Raw genomic sequence first — 20,275 nt, 5'->3', positions numbered from 1 at the left:
GCGCTCCGGTGGCCTGGGGAAAACCGAAGAATGAGGGGGATATTCATGGCAGCAGGACAGCCGACCAGATTTCGGGAGCGGTGGCGGCGCGTCCCGCGCTGGTTGCGCGTCGGCCTGCTGGCCCTGGTGGCGCTCGTGCTCGTCGCCGGCATCTTCGGCGACCGCGAGTCCACCGGCCAGCAGGCCGCCACCAGCCCGGCCCCGGCGACGACCAGCAGCACCACCACCGCGAGTTCCACGTCGAGCCCGGCGGCGGCCACGACACCCTCGACCCCGCCACCCCTGCCCACGGTGGTCGCGGTCACCGACGCCCGCACGGTCGTCCTGTCCGACGGCCTGACCGTCACCCTCGACAGCCTGGCCGTGCCCGGCGAGTGCTGGCGCGACCCGGCCACCGAGTTCGCCCGCACCACCCTGCTGAACAAGCAGGTCCAGTGGGTGGCGCAGGGCCACCCACCCGCACTGCGCCTGGCCGACGGCACCGACTTCGCCACCCTCGCGGTCAGCCAGGGCCTGGCCCGGCCCGCGACCCCAGGCAGCCCGCTCAGCCAGGCCCAGGACACCGCCCACCAGGCCGGCCTCGGCCTGTGGGGTGAACCCTGCCGCGGCGCGGACACCCTGCCGGTGACCACCCCGCCGCCCGAGGCCACGCCCGAGCGGCAGCCCACCCGCGAACCCGACCCACCCGTGGTCCAGCAGCAGCCCGAGGCGGTCTACTACGCCAACTGCTCCCAGGCCAAGGCGGCCGGCGCCGCACCACTGCACCGAGGCGAGCCCGGCTACCGCGCCGGCCTTGACCGCGACAACGACGGCGTGGCCTGCGAGAGCTGACCAGCGCGGCAGCGGGCGCCGAGCGTCACCCCGTCATCCCGTTGTCCAGTGCCCCGTGACGCGCCGGGGCGGCAGGCCGTGTTCGGTCGCCGCCCAGCCGGTGCCGAGCGGCCACTCCCGCTGCGGCGGTTCGGGGTGGATGCCGACGACGGCGAGGGACGACACCAGATCGTCCCGGTGCCACAGCTCGCGCCACTGGTCGCGGGTCACCTCCAGGTAGCGCAGACCGGGCAGGTCGGCGATGGCGGCGAGGTCGGCGACCGGGGCGGCCGCCACGTCCAGCGCCCACAGCGCGGGCAGCGTGCGCAGGGGCGCCAGGTCAACGGCGGTCCTGGCGGTGATCGACAGGAAGCGCAGCTCGTCGTGCCCGGCCAACGGCGCCAGGTCGACGGACTCCAGGTCGAGTTCCAGTGCCTCGACCGGCAGCGCGCGCACCGGGGCCAGATCCAGTTGGCCGGGGCCAGCCAGGCCCACCACCCGCAGGTTGGGCATGTTCGCGAGGAAACCGAGGTCCTCGACGCCGGTCACCCGGACCTTCTGGAGTTTGGGGCGCACCTCGGCCCCGGCCTCGGCGAGCAGCCGGGCGTCCGCGTACCAGGTGCGCTCCTGGTCCACCTCGCCCCAGTGCGGGAAATCCGCCTCGATGTGCAGGTCGTCCCCGCCGTGGCACTCGTAGTCACCCCGCTCCACCGCCTCCACCAGCAGGCGCAGGAACGTGGTCACCGAGTCGGCGACGCGGAGGGGCGCCTCCACGAAGTCGATGCCGACCGCGATGACCTGGCCCGGACACCCGCCGGCGGCCGGGTCCATGTCCACGGCGAGCCAGTTGCCGCCGGTGTCGTGCGCGAACCGGATCCACCCCGGCCGCAGCACCGAGCGCCGGACGCTGTTCGCCGGCTCGGCGTCCAGCACGGGCTTGCGCTGCGGCTCGTATTTCCAGGCCCGCGAGATCTCAGCCCACTCGTCGTCCTCCTCACCCACCTCCTCGACGGGAATCCAGGGGTGCCGGTCGAACACCGGCGTGGTGAGGGTGTCGTCGCCGTTGGCGACGCGGTAGAGGGCGCGCAGGTCCGCGGGCAGCGCGACGCCCAGCCGCTCCTCCAGCTCGTCCAGGTCCTCGTCGCTGGCCGGCGGCGGCAGTTCTTCCGCATAGCCGACGATCTCCGCGCGGCGGCGCATCAACTCGTGGAAGAGCCGCACGGCCTCCTCGGGATCACCGGCGGGGGTGGCGGCGGCGGGCCCGTCCTGCTCGTCGCCCCGGTCCGGCGGGGTGGCGTCCTCGTCGCGGACGTACAGGATCGACTTGTCCGGTTCGCCGCGATCAACGGTCTCACCCACGGTCGCCGCGAACTGGCCCGTCGCCGCCACCTCCAGCACGAGGTGCACCGGCGCGCGCTCCACCACCCTGATCACGTCGAAGGCCCGATCCGACAGGTCGAGGTTGACGCGACGGCTCTCACCACCGGTCAGCGTGTACGTGGGCTCGCTGCGGCCCGTGCCGTCCTCGCGGATGCGCCACCGCAGCCGAGCCCGTTCCCAACCCTCGGGCGCGGCCGCGGCGATCCGCGCGGCCAGATCGGTCAGCACAGGGGGAGTCGTCATGGCGCCGCACCGTAGCCGGCCACCCCGACAACCCACGGGCGCGAACCAGCCGGCAAACCAAAGGCCGGTGTTCCTGCGCGCGGCCGGCGGGCGGAGGCGTTAGCTCTGTTCGGACAGTTGCTGGACCGACTGGGACAGCAGACAGAACTCGTTGCCCTCCGGATCGGCCAGGACGACCCAGCTCACGTCGGGCGACTGGCCCACGTCGACTCGCCGCGCTCCCAGCGCCAGCAGCCGGTCCAGTTCGTCCGCCGTCGACACCCCGTCGGCACGCAGGTCGAAGTGCAGGCGGTTCTTGACCGTCTTGGTCTCGGGCACCTCGAAGATGTCGATCATCGGCCAGGACCGCTCACTGTCGCCGATGGTAATGCCGTCGGGTGCTCGGTCCAGGATGGTCCAGCCGAGCACGGCGCACCAGAAGTCGGCGACGACCTCGGGGTTGACGGCGTCGATCGCGATGACGGCTAGTCGGCTCGGCATCCGGTGATTCTCCCACCGAGACGGGGAGAAGACGAGCAAGACCGCCGGGTGCTCCGGCGGCCAGAGCGAACACCGCAACGTGAGTAGCCTCAGGCGGCAGGAGAAATCGAGCCGGAGAATGAGCCGGAGAGCCGGTGGCAAGTGCCTGAAACAGTCCGTCTGACTGGCCAAATCTGGCAAGATCAGTAGAGAAAGCTGCTGATCAGGAAGCGTGGTCCCCGCACACGCGGGGGTGGTCCCCCGGCCAGCCTCAAGGTTCTTCGTCATGGCCTGGTGGTCCCCGCACACGCGGGGGTGGTCCCGGCACGCTGGAGTTGCCGCGCCAGATCGGCAAGTGGTCCCCGCACCCGCGGGGGTGGTCCCCTTCGGAAGGTCACCTTTCGCCATGTCTCCCACTCTCGGGTCAAGGTGTCACCGAGCGCCTGCTCGGTGTGGGAGACGACCCCAAGATCGCAAAAAGCGAGGGTCTTAGCTGACTGTCCAGCTAAGACCCTCGCTCTTGCGCGCTCGGCAGGACTCGAACCTGCAACCTCTTGATCCGTAGTCAAGTGCTCTATCCATTGAGCTACGAGCGCCTGTTCAGTTGTCATCCAGCCGAAGCTGGATGTTGCGGAGGCTCCGGGATTTGAACCCGGGAGGGGGTTTAAGCCCCCAACCGCATTAGCAGTGCGGCGCCATAGACCAGACTAGGCGAAGCCTCCCGGGGCCCGCGGCCACGGCGCATAGATTACACATGCCGGCCCCCAGGAAGCAAAACGCCCCCCTGCACAATCGAGGCTACGCCCCCCGCCCGGTCATCGCCGCTGGTCAACGGCTTGTAACCGGTCGGACATCCACCCGTCGGGCGGTGGTTTTCCCGGGTGAAACCGGCCGGAAGGCCGCCCGACGGGTTTGTGATCTACGACACGGATGTCAGGCCTGGTGGTTGGTGCTGGCCAGGTCGAGGAACGGGGTCAGCGAGTCCGGGTTGCTCAGCGCGTCGCGGCTGACCGCCCGGTCCGGCGGGGTGCCGGCCAGGATCTTCTTCACCGGCACCTCGCACTTCTTGCCGTTGAGGGTGCGCGGGATCTCCCGCACGGCCACGAACCGGTTGGGCACGTGCCTGGGCGAGAGCTGGGCGCGCAGTTCCCGCCGCAGGGCCGGCTCCACCTCGGCCAGCTCCGCGCCGGGCGCCAGCACCACGAAGCACAGCAGTTCGCCCTCGGGCTGGCCGGCGCCGGTGGTGTCGATGACCAGTGAGTCGGCGATCTCCGGGAACGACTCGACCACCCGGTAGAACTCGCTGGTGCCCATGCGCACGCCACCCCGGTTCAGGGTGGAGTCGCTGCGGCCGTAGATCACCGCTGAGCCGCGCGGGGTGATCCGGATCCAGTCGCCGTGCCGCCACACGCCCGGGTAGTTCTCGAAGTACGCCTCGCGCAGCCGGGTGCCGTCCGGGTCGTTCCAGAAGAACACCGGCATGGACGGCATCGGCTTGGTGATGACCAGCTCGCCGACCTCGTCGTCCAGTGCGCGGCCCTGCTCGTCGAAGGCGGCCACGGCCGCGCCCAGCATCCGGCAGGACAGCTCACCGCGCCACACCGGCACGTCCGGCGCGGCGCCGACGAACGCCGTGCACAGGTCGGTGCCACCGGACACGCTGGCCGGCTGCACGTGCGGCCCGATGGCCTCGCTGATCCACGCGAACCCCTCGGGCGACAGCGGCGCACCGGTGGAGCCCACCGTGCGCAGCGCGGACAGGTCGAACGCCTCGGCCGGGCGCAGCCCCTCCTTGAGGCAGGACTGCACGTACGGGGCGGACGTGCCGAAGTAGGTGATCCGGTAGCGCTCGGCCAGCCGCCACAGCGCGGTCAGGTCCGGGTGGCCGGGGCTGCCGTCGAACAGCACGATGGTCGTGCCCACCAGCAGGCCGGAGATCAGGAAGTTCCACATCATCCAGCCGGTGGTGGTGAACCAGAAGAACCGCTGGCCCGGCCCGAGGTCGGCGTGCAGGGACAGCGCCTTGAGGTGTTCCAGCACGATCCCGCCGTGCCCGTGCACGATGCCCTTGGGCAGCCCGGTGGTGCCCGAGGAGTAGAGCACCCACAGCGGGTGGTCGAACGGCACCGGCTCGTAGGCCAGCTCGGCGCCGGCGTGCCGGTCCACCAGGTCGGTCCAGCTGACCTGGCCGGGCACGGTGGCGCCGTTGTCCAGGTAGTCGATCACCACGGTGGCGCGCAGGTCCGGCAGGTCGGCGCGCAGCCGCTCCACGGTGGGTCGCACGTCGAAGGCCCGCCCGCTGTAGCGGTAGCCGGCCACCGCGATCAGCACGGCCGGCTTGATCTGGGTGAACCGGTCGGCGATGGCGCGTGCGCCGAAGTCGGGCGAGCACGACGACCAGGTGGCGCCGAGGCTGGCCGCGGCCAGGAAGGCCACCAGGGTCTGCGGGCAGTTCGGGGCCAGCGCCACCACCCGGTCGCCGCGCCCCACCCCGAGGTCGGCCAGCCCGGCCCGCACGGCCGCCACCTGGGCGCGCAGTTCGCCGTAGGTCAGCCGCTCGGCGTGCCCGTCCTCGCGGTGGAACAGCACGGCCGGGTCGTCGTCCGCCTTGCCCGGTCCGGGCCGCAGCGCGTGTTCCGCGTAGTTCAGGGTGGCACCGGGGAACCAGCGCGCGCCCGGCATGGTCTCGTCGCTGAGCACCCGCTCGGGCCGCTGGTGGAAGCGCACGTCGCAGAACTCGGCCACCGCGCCCCAGAAGCCGGCCAGGTCGGTGGTGGACCATTCCCACAGCCGCTGGTAGTCGGGCAGGTCGAGGCCGCGTTCGGCGCGCAGCCAGGCGCGGAAGGCCGCCATCCGGCCGGTTTCCTCCTGGTCCGGCGCTGGCCGCCACAACACCTCGGGCGCACCGCCGGCGGCCTCGGGCTTGCCGGCAACGCTGCCGGCCGGAGTGTCCGTCATGGCCCCGTTCCTAGTCGATCCGGGACCGCTTGACCACCTCTTGTGGCCCGGGGGCCGTGCTCAGTTCGCCCGTGGCTCACCGATCAGGTCGGCCACCGTGCCGGTCAGCCGGTTGGCGTCGACCGGGGTGACGACCAGGTACTCCCGGCTGCGCCGCAGCGCGTACCGGCCCTCGGCGGTGTCCAGCCAGTTGACCGGGTTGCTGCCCGAGCCCTGGCCGCGCGCGCTGAACTGGCCGCCGCCGCGCCGGCCGCTGACCACGCGCAGCAGGGTGCGTGCCTCGGGTTCGCGCACGCCGGCCGCGCGCAGCTCGTCGAGGAACGCCTCGGTGCCCTCGGCCGAGCCGATCCGGGCGGCCCGCTGGTAGTCGGCCCACCGCACGTTGACCGAGCGGCCGGGACCGGCCACGTGGTCGGGCAGCACGCTCACGGCCGCGGGCGCCAGCCGGGCGCGCCGGACCGGGGCGAGCAGCACCTCCTGGTCCACCCGGGCGGCGATGACACCCCGCACGACCACGCCGGTGGCCCGCCAGTCCGGGTAGACCTCGTGGAAGTGCACGGCGGTGGTGCCGGTCCTGGCCAGCGCGGACAGCAGCAGCTCCAGGTCGCGGGCTGGCTGGTGCACGGTGCCCAGCCCCCGTTGGGACAACGTCCGCGAGGCGGTGTCCACCAGCACCCGGCGGTCCTCGGCGGTGGCGCCGAAGTGCGGCACGCCCAGCGGCACCCGCTCGTGGCCGGGGTGGTGGGTGCGCCACAGCGCGAAGAACTCGGGCAGCGCCAGCCTGATCCAGTCGTGTTCCGGATCAGTCATCGTCGTGCCGCCCTCTGCTGGACTCCCCGATCACCGGCGGCGCGTACTGCCCGTCGAGGCCGAAGATGTTGTCGTCCTCCTCCAGGTAGTCCGGCCGCCGGTGCTCCCGGTCGTCGTCGCCGCGCGCGCCCAGCGGCATGCCGCCGTACCCGCCGGCACCAGCACCAGCACCAGCACCAACCCCGGCACCGGCGCCGCCCCGCGCGGCAGCGGCGAGGCCACCGCTGCCGGGGCCGCCCGCACCGCCCGGCCGAGGGGCCAGCGGTTCGTTGGCGACCACGCCGCCGGCCCGGCCGCCCACCCGGTCCAGCGGCGACTGGCCCGCACCGGGCTGCGACCCGGGCGCGCCGATGCCGAACGCGCCGCCCCGCCCGGTGACCGTGCCGCCGGACACGCCGGGGGTCAGGGCCGCGATCCGACCGGGGTAGCCGCCGGAGTACCCGCCGGGCGTGCGGCCGCCCACCACGGCACCGCCACCCACCGGGCCGGCGGGTTCGGCGCCGACCGGTGTCGGCGTGCCTGTCGGCGGGAGCGCCACCGCCTTCTGGCTGGGGTCCAGCACGGGGTTGGTCGGCGCGTAGAACGAGGGAACCGTGCTGTCCACGGCACTGGAGTTGGCCTGGAACTGGCTCATCACGTTGGCGGCCTCGCGGTGCGCGGCGTCCGCGCTGGCCTGGTTGGCGGCCAGGTCGTTGCCGGGGTCGCCGACGAGGAAGTAGACCCCGCTGACCGTTTCGCCGCCACCGCTGGAGGTGTCCGGCACCTCGCCGCTGACCAGGGAGCTGGAGCCGCCGGAGTCGCCGCCGAGCACCGAGACGAAGCCGCCGGCGCTGTCCGCCGGTCCGCTGCCCTCGATCAACCCGGGCTTGTTGTCCGAGGACGCACTGGACATGTGTGTCGCCTCGGCGCCGCCCGCCACCGGGTCGGTGCCGGTGCTGGCCGGCAGGAAGCCGGACAGGTCCAGCGACGAGGTCGCCGTGGGCGGCGGCATGGTGGCCCTGGCCAGCTCCACGTGCTCGATCTCGGCGGCGACGGCGGAGGCGGCCTGGTGGGCCAGGTCGCCGGTGCTGATCGTCCAGTCGGCCACGGCGCGCATGCCCTGGCGGGCCTGGTCGGCCGCGGCGCCCTCCCAGCCGCTCTCCGAGGCCTGCACCGCGTTGAGCAGCTGCTGGGCGATGTCGTGCAGGCCGTTGCCCAGCCTGGTCCAGCCGGCCACCACCGCGCTGGCCGCGGCCAGGTCAACGCCGGTGTGGATCATGTCGTACAGCTCCTGGTGGCTCCAGGCCATCCAGTCCACCGGCTCGTTCAGGTTGGCCGGCTCGGTGCGCGGCGGCTGCGGGTACGACTCGTTCACCGCTGCCCCCCGGCCCGCGTGATCGCCTGCCCGGCCGCGGCGTCGGTGTCGGTGAGCAGTCCCGCCGCGGCCCGGACGGTCGCCTCCACCTGGTCGAGCACCTCGGCGAAGCTGGTCACCACGCCCACGGCCGACTCGGCGCCCTCGCTGGCCACCCCGCGCAGCCGCTCGGCGATGGCCCGCCCGACGAAGTTGTTGCCGAACAGCAGTGGAGTGCCCAGGTCCTGTTCGGCGTTGCGCTGGAGGGTGGCCAGTTCGGTGCGGGCCGAGCCGATCACCTGGAGGATGCCCTGCGCGGCTTCCTCGGTCAGCCGCACCGCGCCCTCGGCCACGGCCCCGCCGATCTGGACGATCGCGCCGACCGCGAACGACAGCTGCCCGTCGGTGGTGGCCGGCTGCCCGGCCGCGGCGGTCACCTGGTCGTCCGCGGGGAGCAGCACCCCGGAGGTGGTCGCCACGGATGCGGCGTCCACCGTTGTCTGCGTTCCCGAGTCAGTCTCCACCCCTGCCCCCATCGCTAAGTGGTGCACCCGCTGGAATTGAAGCAGCGAATCGTGTTCCGGTTCCCGCTTTTGCGAACTTTCTGCGCGCACACCGCCGAACCGCTGAACGCCGTGCTCTGTTCAGCGGTGTCCGGTGCCTGCCCGAGGCGTCAGCGCAGGTGGGAGTCGAACCAGTTCAGCGCCCGCTGCCAGGCCTCGGCCGCGGCCTCGGGCGAGGCGTCGAACCGGTGGTTGGCCCCGGCGAAGCGCACCACGTTGGTGGCCACCTTGGCACTGGCCGCCGCGTCCCGCAGCTTTTCCACGTCCTCCACGGGAATCGCCTCGTCCTCGTCGCCGTACAGCCCCAGCCACGGGCTGGCCAGCTCGCCGGCCACCTCCACCAGCGCGGGCAGCCCGGGCGAGATCGGCGCCAGCACCCCGCCGCCGGCGACGCTGACCGCCGCGCCCAGGGTGCGGCTGGCCGCGACCACCAGGGCGACGGCACCGCCCAGGTCGAACCCGATCACGCCCATCTGGTCGGCGGGCACGCCGCGCTCGCCCAGCCAGACGAACGCCACGTCGGTGTCGGCGAGCACGGACTCGCCGGTGAGCCGGTCGACCCTGGCCTGCACCGCGGCGGAGCCGCCGTCGGCCTGGTCCGGTTCCTCGGCGTCGTGGAACAGGTGTGGCGCGACCGCCAGCCAGCCCTCGTCGGCCAGGGTGGCGACCAGGCCGCGAACGGTGTCGGTGACCCCGAGCGCCTCGTGCAGCACGACAAGACCACCCCGGACAGCGTTCTCCGGTTCCGCCACGGTCAGCACGAGTTCGCGGCCGTCGGTCAGCTGCAGGGTTTCGGTCCTGGTCTCGGTCATACCTCAGCCAACCACGTAAGGGTGAACAGACGTCAACGTGACCAACCAGACGGAGCAATGACCGGAACAGCGGCGGCCCGGTTACCGTCCTGTTGCGAGTCGGCGACCGGGCCGGCGACCGGAGGAGGAAGAGGAGCACCGCATGACCGTGCGCACCCGCGCCGACCTTGACCACATCCCTGGATACGTGCCCGGTCGCAGTCTGCCCGGCGCGATCAAGCTGGCCAGCAACGAGGTCTCGGCCGGCCCGCTGCCCAGCGTGGTGGAGGCGATCGGCAAGGCGGCCGGCGAGATCAACCGCTACCCGGACAACGGCGCCACCGAACTGGTCCGCCACCTGGCCGCCAAGCTGGCGGTGCCGGAGTCGCAGGTGGCGGTGGGCTGCGGGTCGGTGACCCTGTGCCAGGAACTCATCCAGGCCACCTGCACCGACCGGGACGAGGTCGTCTTCGGCTGGCGGTCCTTCGAGGCGTACCCGGTGCTGGTCCGGGTGGTCGGCGCCCAGCCGAGGCCGGTTCCGCTCACCGGCACCCACGAGCTGGACCTGACCGCGATGGCCGCGGCCATCACCCCGGCCACCCGACTGGTCTTCGTGTGCAACCCGAACAACCCGACCGGCACCGCGCTGCGCCGGCAGGAGCTGGAGCGGTTCCTGGCCGCCGTGCCGGACGACGTGCTGGTGGTGCTGGACGAGGCCTACCGGGAGTACGTGGTCGACCCGGACGTGCCGGACGGGGTGGAGCTGGCCAAGGAGCACTGGGCGCGCGGCCGGGACAACCTGGTCGTGCTGCGCACCTTCTCCAAGGCCTACGGCCTGGCCGGGCTGCGGGTGGGCTACTGCGTGGCGCCGGAGGGCGTGGCCGCGACCCTGCGCAAGGTGTACGTGCCGTTCTCGGTCAACAGCCTGGCGCAGACCGCGGCCATCGCCTCGCTGGCCGCCGAGGACGAGCTGCTGGCGCGCTGCCGCGACCTGGTGGGCGAGCGCACCCGGGTGCGCGGCGAGCTGCTGGCCGCCGGCTACGAGGTGCCGCGCTCGGAGGGCAACTTCGTGTGGCTGCCGCTGGGCGAGCGGACCGCGGAGTTCAACGAGCACTGCCTGAACCACGGGGTCGTGGTGCGCGCCTTCGTCGGCGACGGCGCCCGGGTCACGGTGGGCACGCCCGAGGAGAACGACGCGTTCCTGGCCGCGGCCCGCTCCTTCGAGTTGGGCTGAGGGAACTGAGCACCGGCGGGGTTGCCCGGCGGCGGGCAACCCCGGTCCGGCTCGCCGGTCGGGTCAGTGCTCGTGCTGGGGCATGGCGAAGTCGCAGCCGGCCACGTCCGCCGGGATGCGGTGCGCCTGGGGGTCGTCGACCGGCTCGCACCACAGGTAGTGCAGCCCCAGTTCCTCGACCCCCAGCGGGCCGGCGGTGACCGCGAACCCGTTGCCGAACGCCCAGTCCGAGTTGTCCTGGAGTTCGCCGCTGTCCACGCCCCGCTTCCAGAACTCCTCCAGCGCCCGCTGCTGGTCGGGTTTGAACAGCACCAGGCCCAGCCGGTCGTAGGGCGCCACACCGCAGACCGCCCACTCCGCCACGTACGGGTCGTACCAGCTGATCCGGGTGGGACCGAGGTAGTCGGCCAGTTCCTGGCGGCTGGCCGGCCGGGCGTCGGCGCACTCACCGGTGCTGTCCTGCACCCACTTCCACAGCTCGGGCAGTGACCCGAACGACTGGCCCAGCGCGGCCGCGCCGGCCGTGGCCGTGGCCGTGCCGGTCTGCCCGACGTGGTGCTGGTGCGCCCGCGCGTGGCTGGCCGCCTGCTCCTGGCTGCACCCGGCCACCCCGGCCAGGCAGACCGCGGCCAGCAGGATCGGTGTCATCCGCGCTCTGGTGGTGGTCATCGGCCACACCCTTCCGTTGGCGTGCGCGCGCCCACCGCGAGGTTAACCAGGCCGCGGCGGGTGGCGCGTGGGCCAACGGAGGCTGGTCACTGCGACAGCCGGACCAGTCCGGGTCACTTGAGCAGCAGCTGGAGGATGGCGGCCACGCCCACCACCACGATGACCGCGCGCAGCACCGCCGGCGGCAGCCGCCGGCCGATCTTGGCGCCGATCTGGCCGCCCACGATCGAGCCGACCGCCAGCAGGGCGACCGCGTCCCATGCCACGTGCGCGGCGAACACGAAGATGAGCCCGGACACCAGGTTCACGGTGGCGGTGAGGATGTTCTTGACCGCGTTGAGCCGTTGCAAGGTCTCGTCGATGAGGATGCCGGCCAGCGCGAGCACCACCACGCCCTGGGCCGCGCCGAAGTAGCCGCCGTAGATGCCGGTGAGGAACGTGCCCACGAACAGGGCGACGCCGCCGTGCTCGTGCCGCTGCCCCTGCCGGGTGGCCAGCTTGCGGGCGAGCCAGGGCTGGAGCACCACCAGCACCAGCGCGACCGCGATGAGCGCGGGGACGATGGCGGCGAACGCGTCCGCCGGCAGCACGAGCAGCAGGATCGCGCCGACGATGCCGCCGAGCACCGAGGCGGTGCCCAGCCGCAGCAGCCTGGCCCGCTGGCCGACCAGCTCCCGCCGGTAGCCGATGGCGCCGCTGACCGAGCCGGGCACCAGCCCGAGGCTGTTGGACACGTTGGCGGTCACCGGCGGGAAGCCGGCCGCGAGCAGCACCGGGAAGGTGACCAGGGTGCCCGAGCCGACCACGGTGTTGATGGTGCCCGCGAACAGGCCGGCCAACGCGATGCCCACGGCCTCCAGCGCGGTCACACCCACCTCTTTTCGTTGTTATGTCAACAACGAATTGATCCTAGGTGTGACCGGCCGGCAGCGCTGGTGCTCCGCGCTGTGGCGATGGCGACAGCACCCGACCGGGCCCGGCCGGCCGGCCGGTCAGTCGCCCCGGGGGGCGAACACGCAGAACTCGTTGCCCTCCGGGTCGGCGAGCACGTCCCACTCGATGTCGCCGCCGCGCCGCCGCACCAGCGTCGCGCCGGCCGCGAGCAGCTCCTCGGTGTCCCCCCAGACGTCCACGTGCATGCGGTTCTTGCCGGTTTTCGCCTCGGGCACCGGCACGATCCAGATCAGCGGGCCCGCGCCGGTCACGTCCACGATCGGCACCGGCCAGTCAACCGGCCGCACCCACCCGTCCTCGGGCTCCGCCAGGCTGTCCCTGCGCACGTACCCGAGTGCCGCGCACCACCAGTCGGCCAGCCGCTGGTGGTCGTTGGCGTCCAGGCACAGGTCCTTGAACCGAGCTGTCATCCGGCCATCGTGTCAGCCAGGTGCGCCGGGGCCGCGGTCATTTCCAGCCGCGGTCATTTCCCGGTCGCGGTCACTTCCAGGTGGCGGTCACGCCCACCGGCTTCTCGTTGTTGTCGGTCGGTGTGAACACCACGGAGAACCCCTTGGCGCCGGTCGGCACGTCGTAGAAGATCGTGCCGGTCTTGGTCTCGCCGACCGTGCCCAGCATGTGGATGAACGCGTTCTCCAGGTCCAGCCCGGCCGGGGTGGGCTCGTACTTCTTGCCCTGCGAGTCGACCAGCACGAAGTCGTCCTCGCTGACCACGGCCAGCACACCGTCGGTCAACGCCGCCGAGGCGGCCACGCTCACGTAGCGGCCCTCGGGCGGGAAGTCCGTCTTCTCGGTGACCTCCTCGGGCGCCCCGATCGTGACCGAGTACTCGGTTGTCGAGTCCTGCTTGACGACCACCTTCTCGCCGAACGCCACCTCCTGGTCGCCGGCTGGCGCGGCCTTGTCGTCCTTGGCGTCCTGCGCGGCCCCGGTGCTGCTCTGCTCGGCCTGACCGGTGGACTGCGCGGTCTTGGCGGACCCGGTGACCGAGCTGCCGCACCCGGCCAGCCCCAGCGCCACGACAGCGAGCGACACGACGAGCTTCTTCACTTTCTCCCCAACCAGAATCGAATGAGCGGAAAATGGAAACAGCGCCGCATCCTGCCAATCCGAAAAACACAACGCAAGTTCGTGCACCCGAGTTCAGTTGAACTGAACCAGAGGTCAGAAAAACAGCCCGAGAAAACAGGAAAAAAGAAATCGCCCGAACGCGCGGCGCGTGTTCGGGCGAATACCCGCGGTCAGGAATCCGGCGTGCCCGGCCGGACGAACGCGGGCCGGACCAGGAAATCGCCCAGGTCGCGCACGCCGCCACCCAGCACGTCGCGGGTGTTGTCGGCGTCGTCCGGGTACTCCGGCCGCCACAGGCCGCCGGTGGCCAACCGGTACCGGCCGGCCGGGACATCGCGGAACTCGGCCCGGCCGGTGGCGTCGGTGACCGACCTGGCCGTTTCCGCGCCCGACACGACATCGACCAGCACCAGCTCGGCACCGGCCACCCCGTCACCGGCGAGCTGGCCGTCGTTGTTGCGGTCCCAGGCCACGGTCACGGTGGCGCCACCGGTCATGCCAGGCACCCTGGCCAGCGCGCTCGCCCACGGGTGGTTGAAGTCGTCGTTGTCGTCGCCGTTGCCGAACCCGCAGGACACCTCGACATAACCCCGCTCGCGCGCCGCCTCCGGCACCCGCTCCGACACCGTCACGGTCACGGACCGCCCCGCGGGCACGGTCACGCCCCTGCCGGCGTACCGGTCCAGTTCACCCCAGCCGGCACCCGCACCGGTGAGCGCGTACGGGTCCCTGGCGCCGGTGCAGGCCGCGCGCACGCCCGCCAGGTCGGTCGTGCCCCTGTTGGTCAGGGTCACCGCGACCTGGGCCGACTCGCCCGGCTGGTAGCCGTCCCGCTGGAACTCCACGGCCGCGGCCAGGTCGTTGGTGTTGGTCCGGACGCCCCGGAAGAACGTGCTGTTCTGCTTGTTGGGGTACACGTGGAACCGCCCGAGGCCGGGCTGGACCGTCCAGCCGTCGAGCAGCCAGAGTTCGTACTCGCCGGCGGGCAGGTCGGGGTAGGAGAAGACGCCCCGCGCGTCCGTGGTCCGCCGCCCGAAGTTCTTGTTCAGGCTCGGGCTCCACACCTCGACCCCCACGCCGGCCAGGGGCGGCTGCTCGGGGTTGTCGATCAGCACGGTGGCGGACACGCCACCGCGCAGGCCCTCGGCGATCGCGCGAACCGCGAAGTGGTTGTCCGCCTCGTTCGCGTCGCCGGCCACGGTGTCGATCACACTGCCGGTGAAGGTGAGCACGGTCGAGACCTGGTCACCGTAGTAGCCCTGCAGGGTGCCGGTGAGGGTCTGCCCCGGTTCGATCCGCGCGCCTCGGAACGGCCCCCAGGTGCTGCGGTTCAGGCGCAGGCGGGTGGGCTCCTCAACCTGCCTGCCCCAGACACTCGTGGCGGCCGCGGTGCCCACGTTGGTCACCGACACCACCACCTCGGGTGGCTCGTTGTCGTACACGTCCTTGGTGAAGTTGACGGACACCCGCAGGTCGGGCCTGGCGTCAGCCGGCTCCGCCGCCGACGCCACGCCGGCGGCCAGCCCACCGGAGGAGATCACGAAAGCCAGCGAAAGCGCGCCCCAGCTCGCCGCAAATCGGCGCGCAGCAGTGGAGAACAAATTCAACCCCTTAGTGAAGCAATGCGGACACAGCGCGGCCCTGACCCGGCTCCGATTCCGATTCTGCTACTGGCCTCGGACCAGGCCGGACAGCACCGACGCTACGCCCGTAGCACGCCATCGGCCACCCGACGACCAATTCGTTATCCGCACTCGATCCACTAGCCCCAAGCGGCGAACGAGGGCAACAAAAAAGGACCCCGAAATTCGGCCGAACATACCAGCAACACACGGCGATTTCGAGCGTCCGGCACGTTTCCAGGAATCCACTTCGCGACCGGAGGCTGATCGGTGGGCAACGTCCCGCGCCGCCCCACCGATCAGCCGCTCACCCGGTCAGGCCGCCGCCCTGCGGCGGCGCGTCACCACCAGCAGGCCGACGCCGGCGGCCAGCGCCACCAGCGCGGGCACCAGCAGCCCGACCGCGTCCGCTCCGGTGGCGGCCAGCCCCGCCGGCCGGGTCGGCACCGAACCCGAGCCAGCCGGACCGCCCGGACCGGCGGGCGCGCCCGGGTCGGTCGGTGCCTGCCCCTCGGGATCGGGCTGGTTGGGACCGGGCACCACCCACAGGTAGCCCCAGTCGGTCACCTCGTCACCGCGCAACTCGTAGACCTGTTCGGGGTCCCGCTCCTGCCACGGCCCCACCACGTACAGGTCGTAGCGGCCGGCGGGCACGTCGCCGAACGCGATCTTGCCGGCCGCGTCGGTGTAGCCCCTGGTCACGACCTTGCGGGTGTCGGCGTCGAGCAGCACCAGCTTGGTGTTGGCCACGCCGTCGCCGGTGGCCTGGCCGTCCTTGTCGTCGTCGTAGCTGAGCACGCCCGTGGCGCCGCCGCTGGCCCCCGGCACCTTGGCCCTGGCCACCGCCCACAGCTCGTCCCAGTCCCGGTCGTCGTCACCGTTGGTGAAACCGCACGACGCCTGCACGTACCCGAACCTGCGGGCCTCCGCCGGCACGGCCTCGGACACGTCCACGGTGATGGTGGCGCCGGCCGGAACCGTGACCCCGGCACCCCGGTGCGCCAGCGCGCCCCAACCAGCCCCGTCACCCTTCAGGCCGTTCGGGTTGCCGTAGCCGTTGCAGCCCGCGGTCACCCCGACCACGTCGACCGTGCCCCGGTTGACCAGGGTCACCTGGACCTTGGCGGTGTCGCCCGGCTGGTAGGTGTCCCGGTCCAGCTTCATCGACGCGCTGAGCGTGCCGAACACCGGGTGCACGGCCCGGACGTGGGTGTCCTTGTTCTTGCCCGGCTTCACCGTGACGCGCGATGTCCCGGCGCTCACCGCCCAGTCCCGCGCGGTGAGCGAGACGTGGTAGTCCCCGACCGGGACGTCCTTGACGGTGTACTGCCCCTGCTCGTCGGTGACCGCCAGGAAGCCGCGGGCCGGGTGGCCGTTGTCCTCCAGCAGCACCTCGGTGCGCCCGATCGCCTCGGCCGGGTCGGGCGTGCCGTTCCCGTTGACGTCGTGGAAGACGACCCCGGAGACCTCACCCACCGGGCCGTCGATGTTCGCCTGGATGTCGAACCGGTTGTCCGCCGGATTCGCGTCCTCGGCCGGGTCGCTCACGACATCACCGGAGAACCGGACCGGAACGGCGTTGTCGTCGAACCGCTTCCCGGTCAGCTGCAGCGTCCGCTTCTCCCCTGGCGCGAGGGCGACCCCGGTGCCCAGCTCCCCCCAGCCCGGGTCGTCCAGGCGCACCCCGTTCGGCGCCGGGTCGTAGCGCACCCGGACCCCGGCGGCGGGCACCGCACCGGCGTTGCTGACCTCCACGGTGATGCGCAGCTGCTCGTCCGGCCCGTAGGCGGCCTTGGAGAAGCTGGCGGTGACCCGCAGGTCGGGCCAGTCGCCCACATGGGCGTCCTGCGGCGGTTGCCCCGCGGGCGGTACCGAGGGCGGGGCGGCCGGAGGTGCCGCCGGCGGCGCTGACTCGGCCGGCGGTGGTGACGGATCAGCGGTGCCCGGCGACTCCGGCGTGGTCGAGCCGTCCGGCACGGGCGCGGTGGCCGAGTCCGTGGCGGCGCCGGGCGTGCCGCCCGTCCCCTCCGCCAACGCCGTCCCGGCGACCATTCCCCCTAGCGCAAGCGCGGAACTCAGTGAAAGCGCGCCCAATCTCGCCACAATTCGGCGCGCGGTGGTAGCCGACAAATCATCCCCTCAAGGCGCAGCAGCCATGACGCCAGCCCACACGTCCCCCGATCCCGTTGCCAGCCCATGGCACCAACAGGACAGCCCCGAAACTACGCCCGCGACCACCACCCCAGGCACGCACCCACCAACTCGTTATCTCCGCCGTCCCGAATAGCCCCAAACGCCGAACCAAAGACAACGAAAAGCAGCCCGGAAATAGTCCGACCGGAGCAGCAACCCACCCGTGGCCACAAAAACACCCGTACATTCCGCCGATGCGAAACCACGCGCCAGCGGACTACGACTGCCCGATGTGTCGTCTCGTCCGGGGCACCGGCACCCAGTTGAGCCCACCAGAGGCCGTCTTCCACCGCGACCGGCACACGCCGATCAGCACGGCCTCGCCCGCGGCAACGGGCAACTGCGCCAACGTCCGTTCGAGGGGCTCCGGGCTCGGCTTCATGCGGTCTGGCTCCGCGTACGGCCGACCCACCACCGGCCACACCGTCCCCGTCAGGTCGTGGCTGTCGAGGTATCGGTGAACAGCAGCGGCGGAGTTGTTGCTCACGACCGCCGCGACCTTCCCCGCCGCCAGGCACGCCAGGACGGTCTCCACTCCCCCTCGGGTCGGCCTGGCCATGTCTACCGCGGCCAGTTCGGCGGCGCAGAGCGCGTCCTCCACCGCTCGGGTCACCGCCGGCTCGGCTGTCGCGGCGAAGCGCAACACCGCCATGGGGTCCCGCTCAGCGGCAAGCACAGGCGTCATCTCGACGTCGAGTCGACGCAGCAGCGCCACCAGGTCAGCGGCGATGTCCGAAGCCCGCAAGCCGGCGAACACATCGCAAACGGGGCCGTCGAAATCGAAGAGAACCGCCCGTTTGTCCGCCAGCAGTTCGACCAACTTCATGGTCTCGTTCACGGTTCAAAGTCCCGACTAACTGCCGCACGCACTGAGGAGCCAGCGCGCTCCCAATGCCGCCAGGCGTGTGCACTGGAAGCGCTGTGTGCGCTCAAGCATGCACTGCGCAGATCACCCCTGACCCACGTTTCCGCAGGTCAGGGGCTATGGGTGGAAGCGGAGGGATTTGAACCCCCGGACCCTTGCGGGTCTCCCGCTTTCAAGGCCGCTCCCGGCCGTTCACCACGGTCCACGGCAGTCCATCCCCGCAGGTCAAGGGGTCACGATCGTCCGTCCCCGTTCACCCCGGTACAACCTCGTTGCTACACCGGTCGCTACAACTCGCTGTTCGCCCGGACCCCGCGCGGTTGATCAGAGCGCCCCGGGACGTCCTTCCTCCCGCTCCCGCTGCTCGGCGGACAACGCCCGCTCAACCCAACTGAGGAACGCGGGCAGCCTGCGGTCGTCGCCGTAGCAGTTCCGGTCGGTGCCCACGACCTCGTGTTGAAGATCCGGCCACTCCCGCCGCAGGACGTTGTAGTGGGCTTGTCCCTCGCGCTGCTCGGGATGATGCCGCCTGTACTCGTCCACCAAGTCCAGGCATCGACTCACCAGATCACATGACACCCTCTGAGCCACCACGCTAGTCGTCCACCTTCTCCGTGGGCCGCTGGCGCGGAGCGTCAGCGGGCGTCGATCGCCGTGCCCTGCAAACCTGCGGTGACCCACCGCGCGATCGTCCCGACTGGTGCCGCTGGCTGCTCCTGGCTCATCCCTCGTCGGCGATGCCGCTGCCTCACACTGCTCCTGGCCGCGCCGCCCGGCCGCCGGGCGTGAGCGAAGCGGGAGCCCGGCGCGCCGGGATGGATGCGACCCTGGCACCAACGCAACATGCACACCGCGCGCCGCCGCCGGCGGCGCGCCTTGATCCCCTAGAGCCAAGTTCGGCAAGATATCTAAAGGCTCCATCATAGGTCACGCCGGTTTCCCAAATACCTAGGAGACAAATGACGAAGGAAGCGGAATCTGAAACCTCTCTAGAAGGCACCGAACTAGAGGTTGCACAACGAGCCCGATCCGCAGGAATAGGAATAACTTGGCAAACTGGATTTGATTTATCCTGGGGGTCGAAGGTTGAGCAACATGAGAGTAAGTTCTTCTTATTAGATTTCCCTAACGGCAGGCAAAGGAGACCTTTTATTATTCAATCAAGACTCCTCCCTCTGCTCGCAAGAGAAAATTTTGAACACTGGACTTTTCTGGGAGACTACTGTGCATTTCTAGACAAGTCACGGAACTCAATCGAGGCAGTCGTACGTGGACTTGATAGAGGGCAAAGAATATTAAGCAGCTGGATCTTTAGTGAAATTCCGGGATACGAAGAGCTAGAGGGGGGCGACATCGCCGAAAGATATGCCGATTTTGAAAACATATGGGAGCGCTCTAACTGGCGCATACCGATACCAATTGGCACCGCCAAACATCAGAAAATTGAGCTAGGGACAGCAAGTCCAGTCAGCACCTTAACAATCAAGGACGCTTACTTGTGGCCCCTACAGAGACAGGTTGCGCTAAAGATCCACAACACTAGCGCACTGAGACACGATGAGGCGTTAGAAGTACTTGAACGATGTTCGTCTGCCCTTTTTTTCGAATTCGATATGCTTCGCGCCTTTCCCCTTTCTCTGATGAGGCGCGACGACGACGTACTCGAAATTCCTCGCAACCGAGATGAGCACAACAAACCACTCGGCCCCATGAGGACTTCTTACGCCCGGCAGGCAGTTTCCCTGTATCTATACGGAAGCTCAGCTACAGGAGTCCCGTTACTACAGTATCTAGCCTACTACCAGGCAATCGAGCACTTTTTCCCAACCTTCTTAAATCAGAGTACCTTACACAGGATCCGCAATACATTCCGCGACCCCTTGTTTGATATAGATAGCGATAGAGACGTACAGAAGATTATAGATCTCATGAGGGCAAACACCAGGGAGTCCTCCTCGGAACGCAACCAATTGAAGATTACACTGCGAGCATGCATTGACGAATCTGAAGTTACCGCATTCCTTGCGGAGTCACCGAACATACACGAGTTTCTGAGCAAAAGTAACGAGATATCTGGAGTAAACAAGCTGAACCAGCGAAGCGATGAGAGTTTGCTTGACCAAATCGCCCGGCGAGTATACTCGATCCGATGCAGAATTGTACACACCAAGGAAGCTGGGGGTGACGCGAACGCGCGTCCACTACTCCCCTTTGACAAGGAAGCAGACCTGCTTGAACACGACATCAACCTTGTGCGTTTCCTCGCTCAGAAAGTGATCATCGCAGCCAACGAAGGGCGCCTGTCGATATAGGTCGTTTC

General features: G+C 70.3%; 18 protein-coding genes and 2 tRNA genes. 3 read left to right on the top strand and 17 right to left on the bottom strand.

Translation table 11 applies throughout. From position 1 onward, the window contains the following. Nucleotides 1–45: 45 nt before the first annotated feature. Complete coding sequence (locus LX83_RS06475; protein ID WP_253768116.1) at nucleotides 46–831, top strand: thermonuclease family protein; 786 nt, start codon at nucleotides 46–48, stop codon at nucleotides 829–831. A gap of 33 nt (nucleotides 832–864) precedes the next feature. Here the strand turns inward: LX83_RS06475 and LX83_RS06470 are convergent, their stop codons facing one another. The 9 genes from LX83_RS06470 to LX83_RS06430 all read right to left on the bottom strand — a co-directional run bounded on the left by LX83_RS06470 (nucleotide 865) and on the right by LX83_RS06430 (nucleotide 9,368). Continuing rightward, nucleotides 865–2,433, bottom strand: coding sequence for an SMI1/KNR4 family protein (locus LX83_RS06470; protein WP_253768114.1), 1,569 nt, complete (start codon nucleotides 2,431–2,433; stop codon nucleotides 865–867). Between the two features lie 99 nt (nucleotides 2,434–2,532). Beyond that, the gene (locus LX83_RS06465) at nucleotides 2,533–2,913 is read right to left on the bottom strand and encodes a VOC family protein (RefSeq protein ID WP_253768112.1); all 381 of its coding nucleotides are present in this window, start codon (nucleotides 2,911–2,913) and stop codon (nucleotides 2,533–2,535) included. A gap of 502 nt (nucleotides 2,914–3,415) precedes the next feature. Beyond that, nucleotides 3,416–3,488 (bottom strand) — tRNA-Arg (locus LX83_RS06460). A gap of 35 nt (nucleotides 3,489–3,523) precedes the next feature. Continuing rightward, nucleotides 3,524–3,614, bottom strand: a tRNA-Ser gene (locus LX83_RS06455). 211 nt (nucleotides 3,615–3,825) lie between these two features. Further along, the gene (locus tag LX83_RS06450; RefSeq protein ID WP_253768110.1) at nucleotides 3,826–5,850 is read right to left on the bottom strand and encodes an acetoacetate--CoA ligase; all 2,025 of its coding nucleotides are present in this window, start codon (nucleotides 5,848–5,850) and stop codon (nucleotides 3,826–3,828) included. Nucleotides 5,851–5,910: 60 nt separating this feature from the next. Beyond that, nucleotides 5,911–6,660 carry an ESX secretion-associated protein EspG gene (locus tag LX83_RS06445; RefSeq protein WP_253768108.1) on the bottom strand — a complete coding sequence of 250 codons (750 nt, stop codon included), beginning with the start codon at nucleotides 6,658–6,660 and terminating at the stop codon, nucleotides 5,911–5,913. Then, a complete protein-coding gene (locus LX83_RS06440) occupies nucleotides 6,653–8,014 on the bottom strand; it encodes a WXG100 family type VII secretion target (RefSeq protein WP_253768106.1) in 1,362 nt (453 codons plus the stop codon). Before LX83_RS06440 ends, LX83_RS06445 begins: the two co-directional genes overlap by 8 nt. After that, nucleotides 8,011–8,487 carry a hypothetical protein gene (locus LX83_RS06435; RefSeq protein ID WP_253768104.1) on the bottom strand — a complete coding sequence of 159 codons (477 nt, stop codon included), beginning with the start codon at nucleotides 8,485–8,487 and terminating at the stop codon, nucleotides 8,011–8,013. The genes LX83_RS06440 and LX83_RS06435 overlap by 4 nt, the downstream gene beginning before the upstream one ends. 179 nt (nucleotides 8,488–8,666) lie before the next feature. Continuing rightward, nucleotides 8,667–9,368, bottom strand: a complete 702-nt coding sequence (locus LX83_RS06430) for a dienelactone hydrolase family protein (RefSeq protein ID WP_253768102.1) — start codon at nucleotides 9,366–9,368, stop codon at nucleotides 8,667–8,669. A gap of 142 nt (nucleotides 9,369–9,510) precedes the next feature. Here LX83_RS06430 and hisC point away from each other — a divergent pair, with 142 nt between their 5' ends. Further along, nucleotides 9,511–10,581 carry a histidinol-phosphate transaminase gene (gene hisC / locus LX83_RS06425; RefSeq protein WP_253768100.1) on the top strand — a complete coding sequence of 357 codons (1,071 nt, stop codon included), beginning with the start codon at nucleotides 9,511–9,513 and terminating at the stop codon, nucleotides 10,579–10,581. A gap of 63 nt (nucleotides 10,582–10,644) precedes the next feature. On the opposite strand, the gene LX83_RS06420 is transcribed toward hisC, so the two are convergent. From LX83_RS06420 to LX83_RS06385, 8 genes are all read right to left on the bottom strand, one after another. Then, a complete protein-coding gene (locus LX83_RS06420) occupies nucleotides 10,645–11,250 on the bottom strand; it encodes a hypothetical protein (RefSeq protein ID WP_253768098.1) in 606 nt (201 codons plus the stop codon). Between the two features lie 113 nt (nucleotides 11,251–11,363). Further along, on the bottom strand, nucleotides 11,364–12,119 hold the full coding sequence (locus LX83_RS06415) for a sulfite exporter TauE/SafE family protein (protein ID WP_253768096.1): 756 nt from the start codon (nucleotides 12,117–12,119) through the stop codon (nucleotides 11,364–11,366). A 123-nt stretch (nucleotides 12,120–12,242) separates the two neighbouring features. After that, complete coding sequence (locus LX83_RS06410) at nucleotides 12,243–12,614, bottom strand: VOC family protein (RefSeq protein WP_253768095.1); 372 nt, start codon at nucleotides 12,612–12,614, stop codon at nucleotides 12,243–12,245. A gap of 70 nt (nucleotides 12,615–12,684) precedes the next feature. Continuing rightward, a complete protein-coding gene (locus LX83_RS38330; protein ID WP_253768093.1) occupies nucleotides 12,685–13,239 on the bottom strand; it encodes a DUF4352 domain-containing protein in 555 nt (184 codons plus the stop codon). A 206-nt stretch (nucleotides 13,240–13,445) separates the two neighbouring features. Beyond that, nucleotides 13,446–14,816: an MSCRAMM family protein gene (locus tag LX83_RS06400; RefSeq protein WP_253768091.1), complete on the bottom strand. Its 1,371-nt coding sequence runs from the start codon at nucleotides 14,814–14,816 to the stop codon at nucleotides 13,446–13,448. A 396-nt stretch (nucleotides 14,817–15,212) separates the two neighbouring features. Next, a complete protein-coding gene (locus tag LX83_RS06395) occupies nucleotides 15,213–16,949 on the bottom strand; it encodes a DUF11 domain-containing protein (protein ID WP_253768089.1) in 1,737 nt (578 codons plus the stop codon). A gap of 358 nt (nucleotides 16,950–17,307) precedes the next feature. After that, a complete protein-coding gene (locus LX83_RS06390; protein ID WP_253768087.1) occupies nucleotides 17,308–17,928 on the bottom strand; it encodes an HAD family hydrolase in 621 nt (206 codons plus the stop codon). A 351-nt stretch (nucleotides 17,929–18,279) separates the two neighbouring features. Continuing rightward, a complete protein-coding gene (locus LX83_RS06385) occupies nucleotides 18,280–18,498 on the bottom strand; it encodes a hypothetical protein (protein WP_253768085.1) in 219 nt (72 codons plus the stop codon). Nucleotides 18,499–18,914: 416 nt separating this feature from the next. Between LX83_RS06385 and LX83_RS06380 the strand changes: the two genes are divergently transcribed. After that, nucleotides 18,915–20,267, top strand: a complete 1,353-nt coding sequence (locus LX83_RS06380; protein WP_253768083.1) for a hypothetical protein — start codon at nucleotides 18,915–18,917, stop codon at nucleotides 20,265–20,267. Nucleotides 20,268–20,275 lie beyond the last annotated feature (8 nt).

Source organism: Goodfellowiella coeruleoviolacea (assembly GCF_024171785.1).
Lineage (GTDB): Bacteria > Actinomycetota > Actinomycetes > Mycobacteriales > Pseudonocardiaceae > Goodfellowiella > Goodfellowiella coeruleoviolacea.
This window is presented reverse-complemented; position numbering and strand designations above follow the sequence as displayed.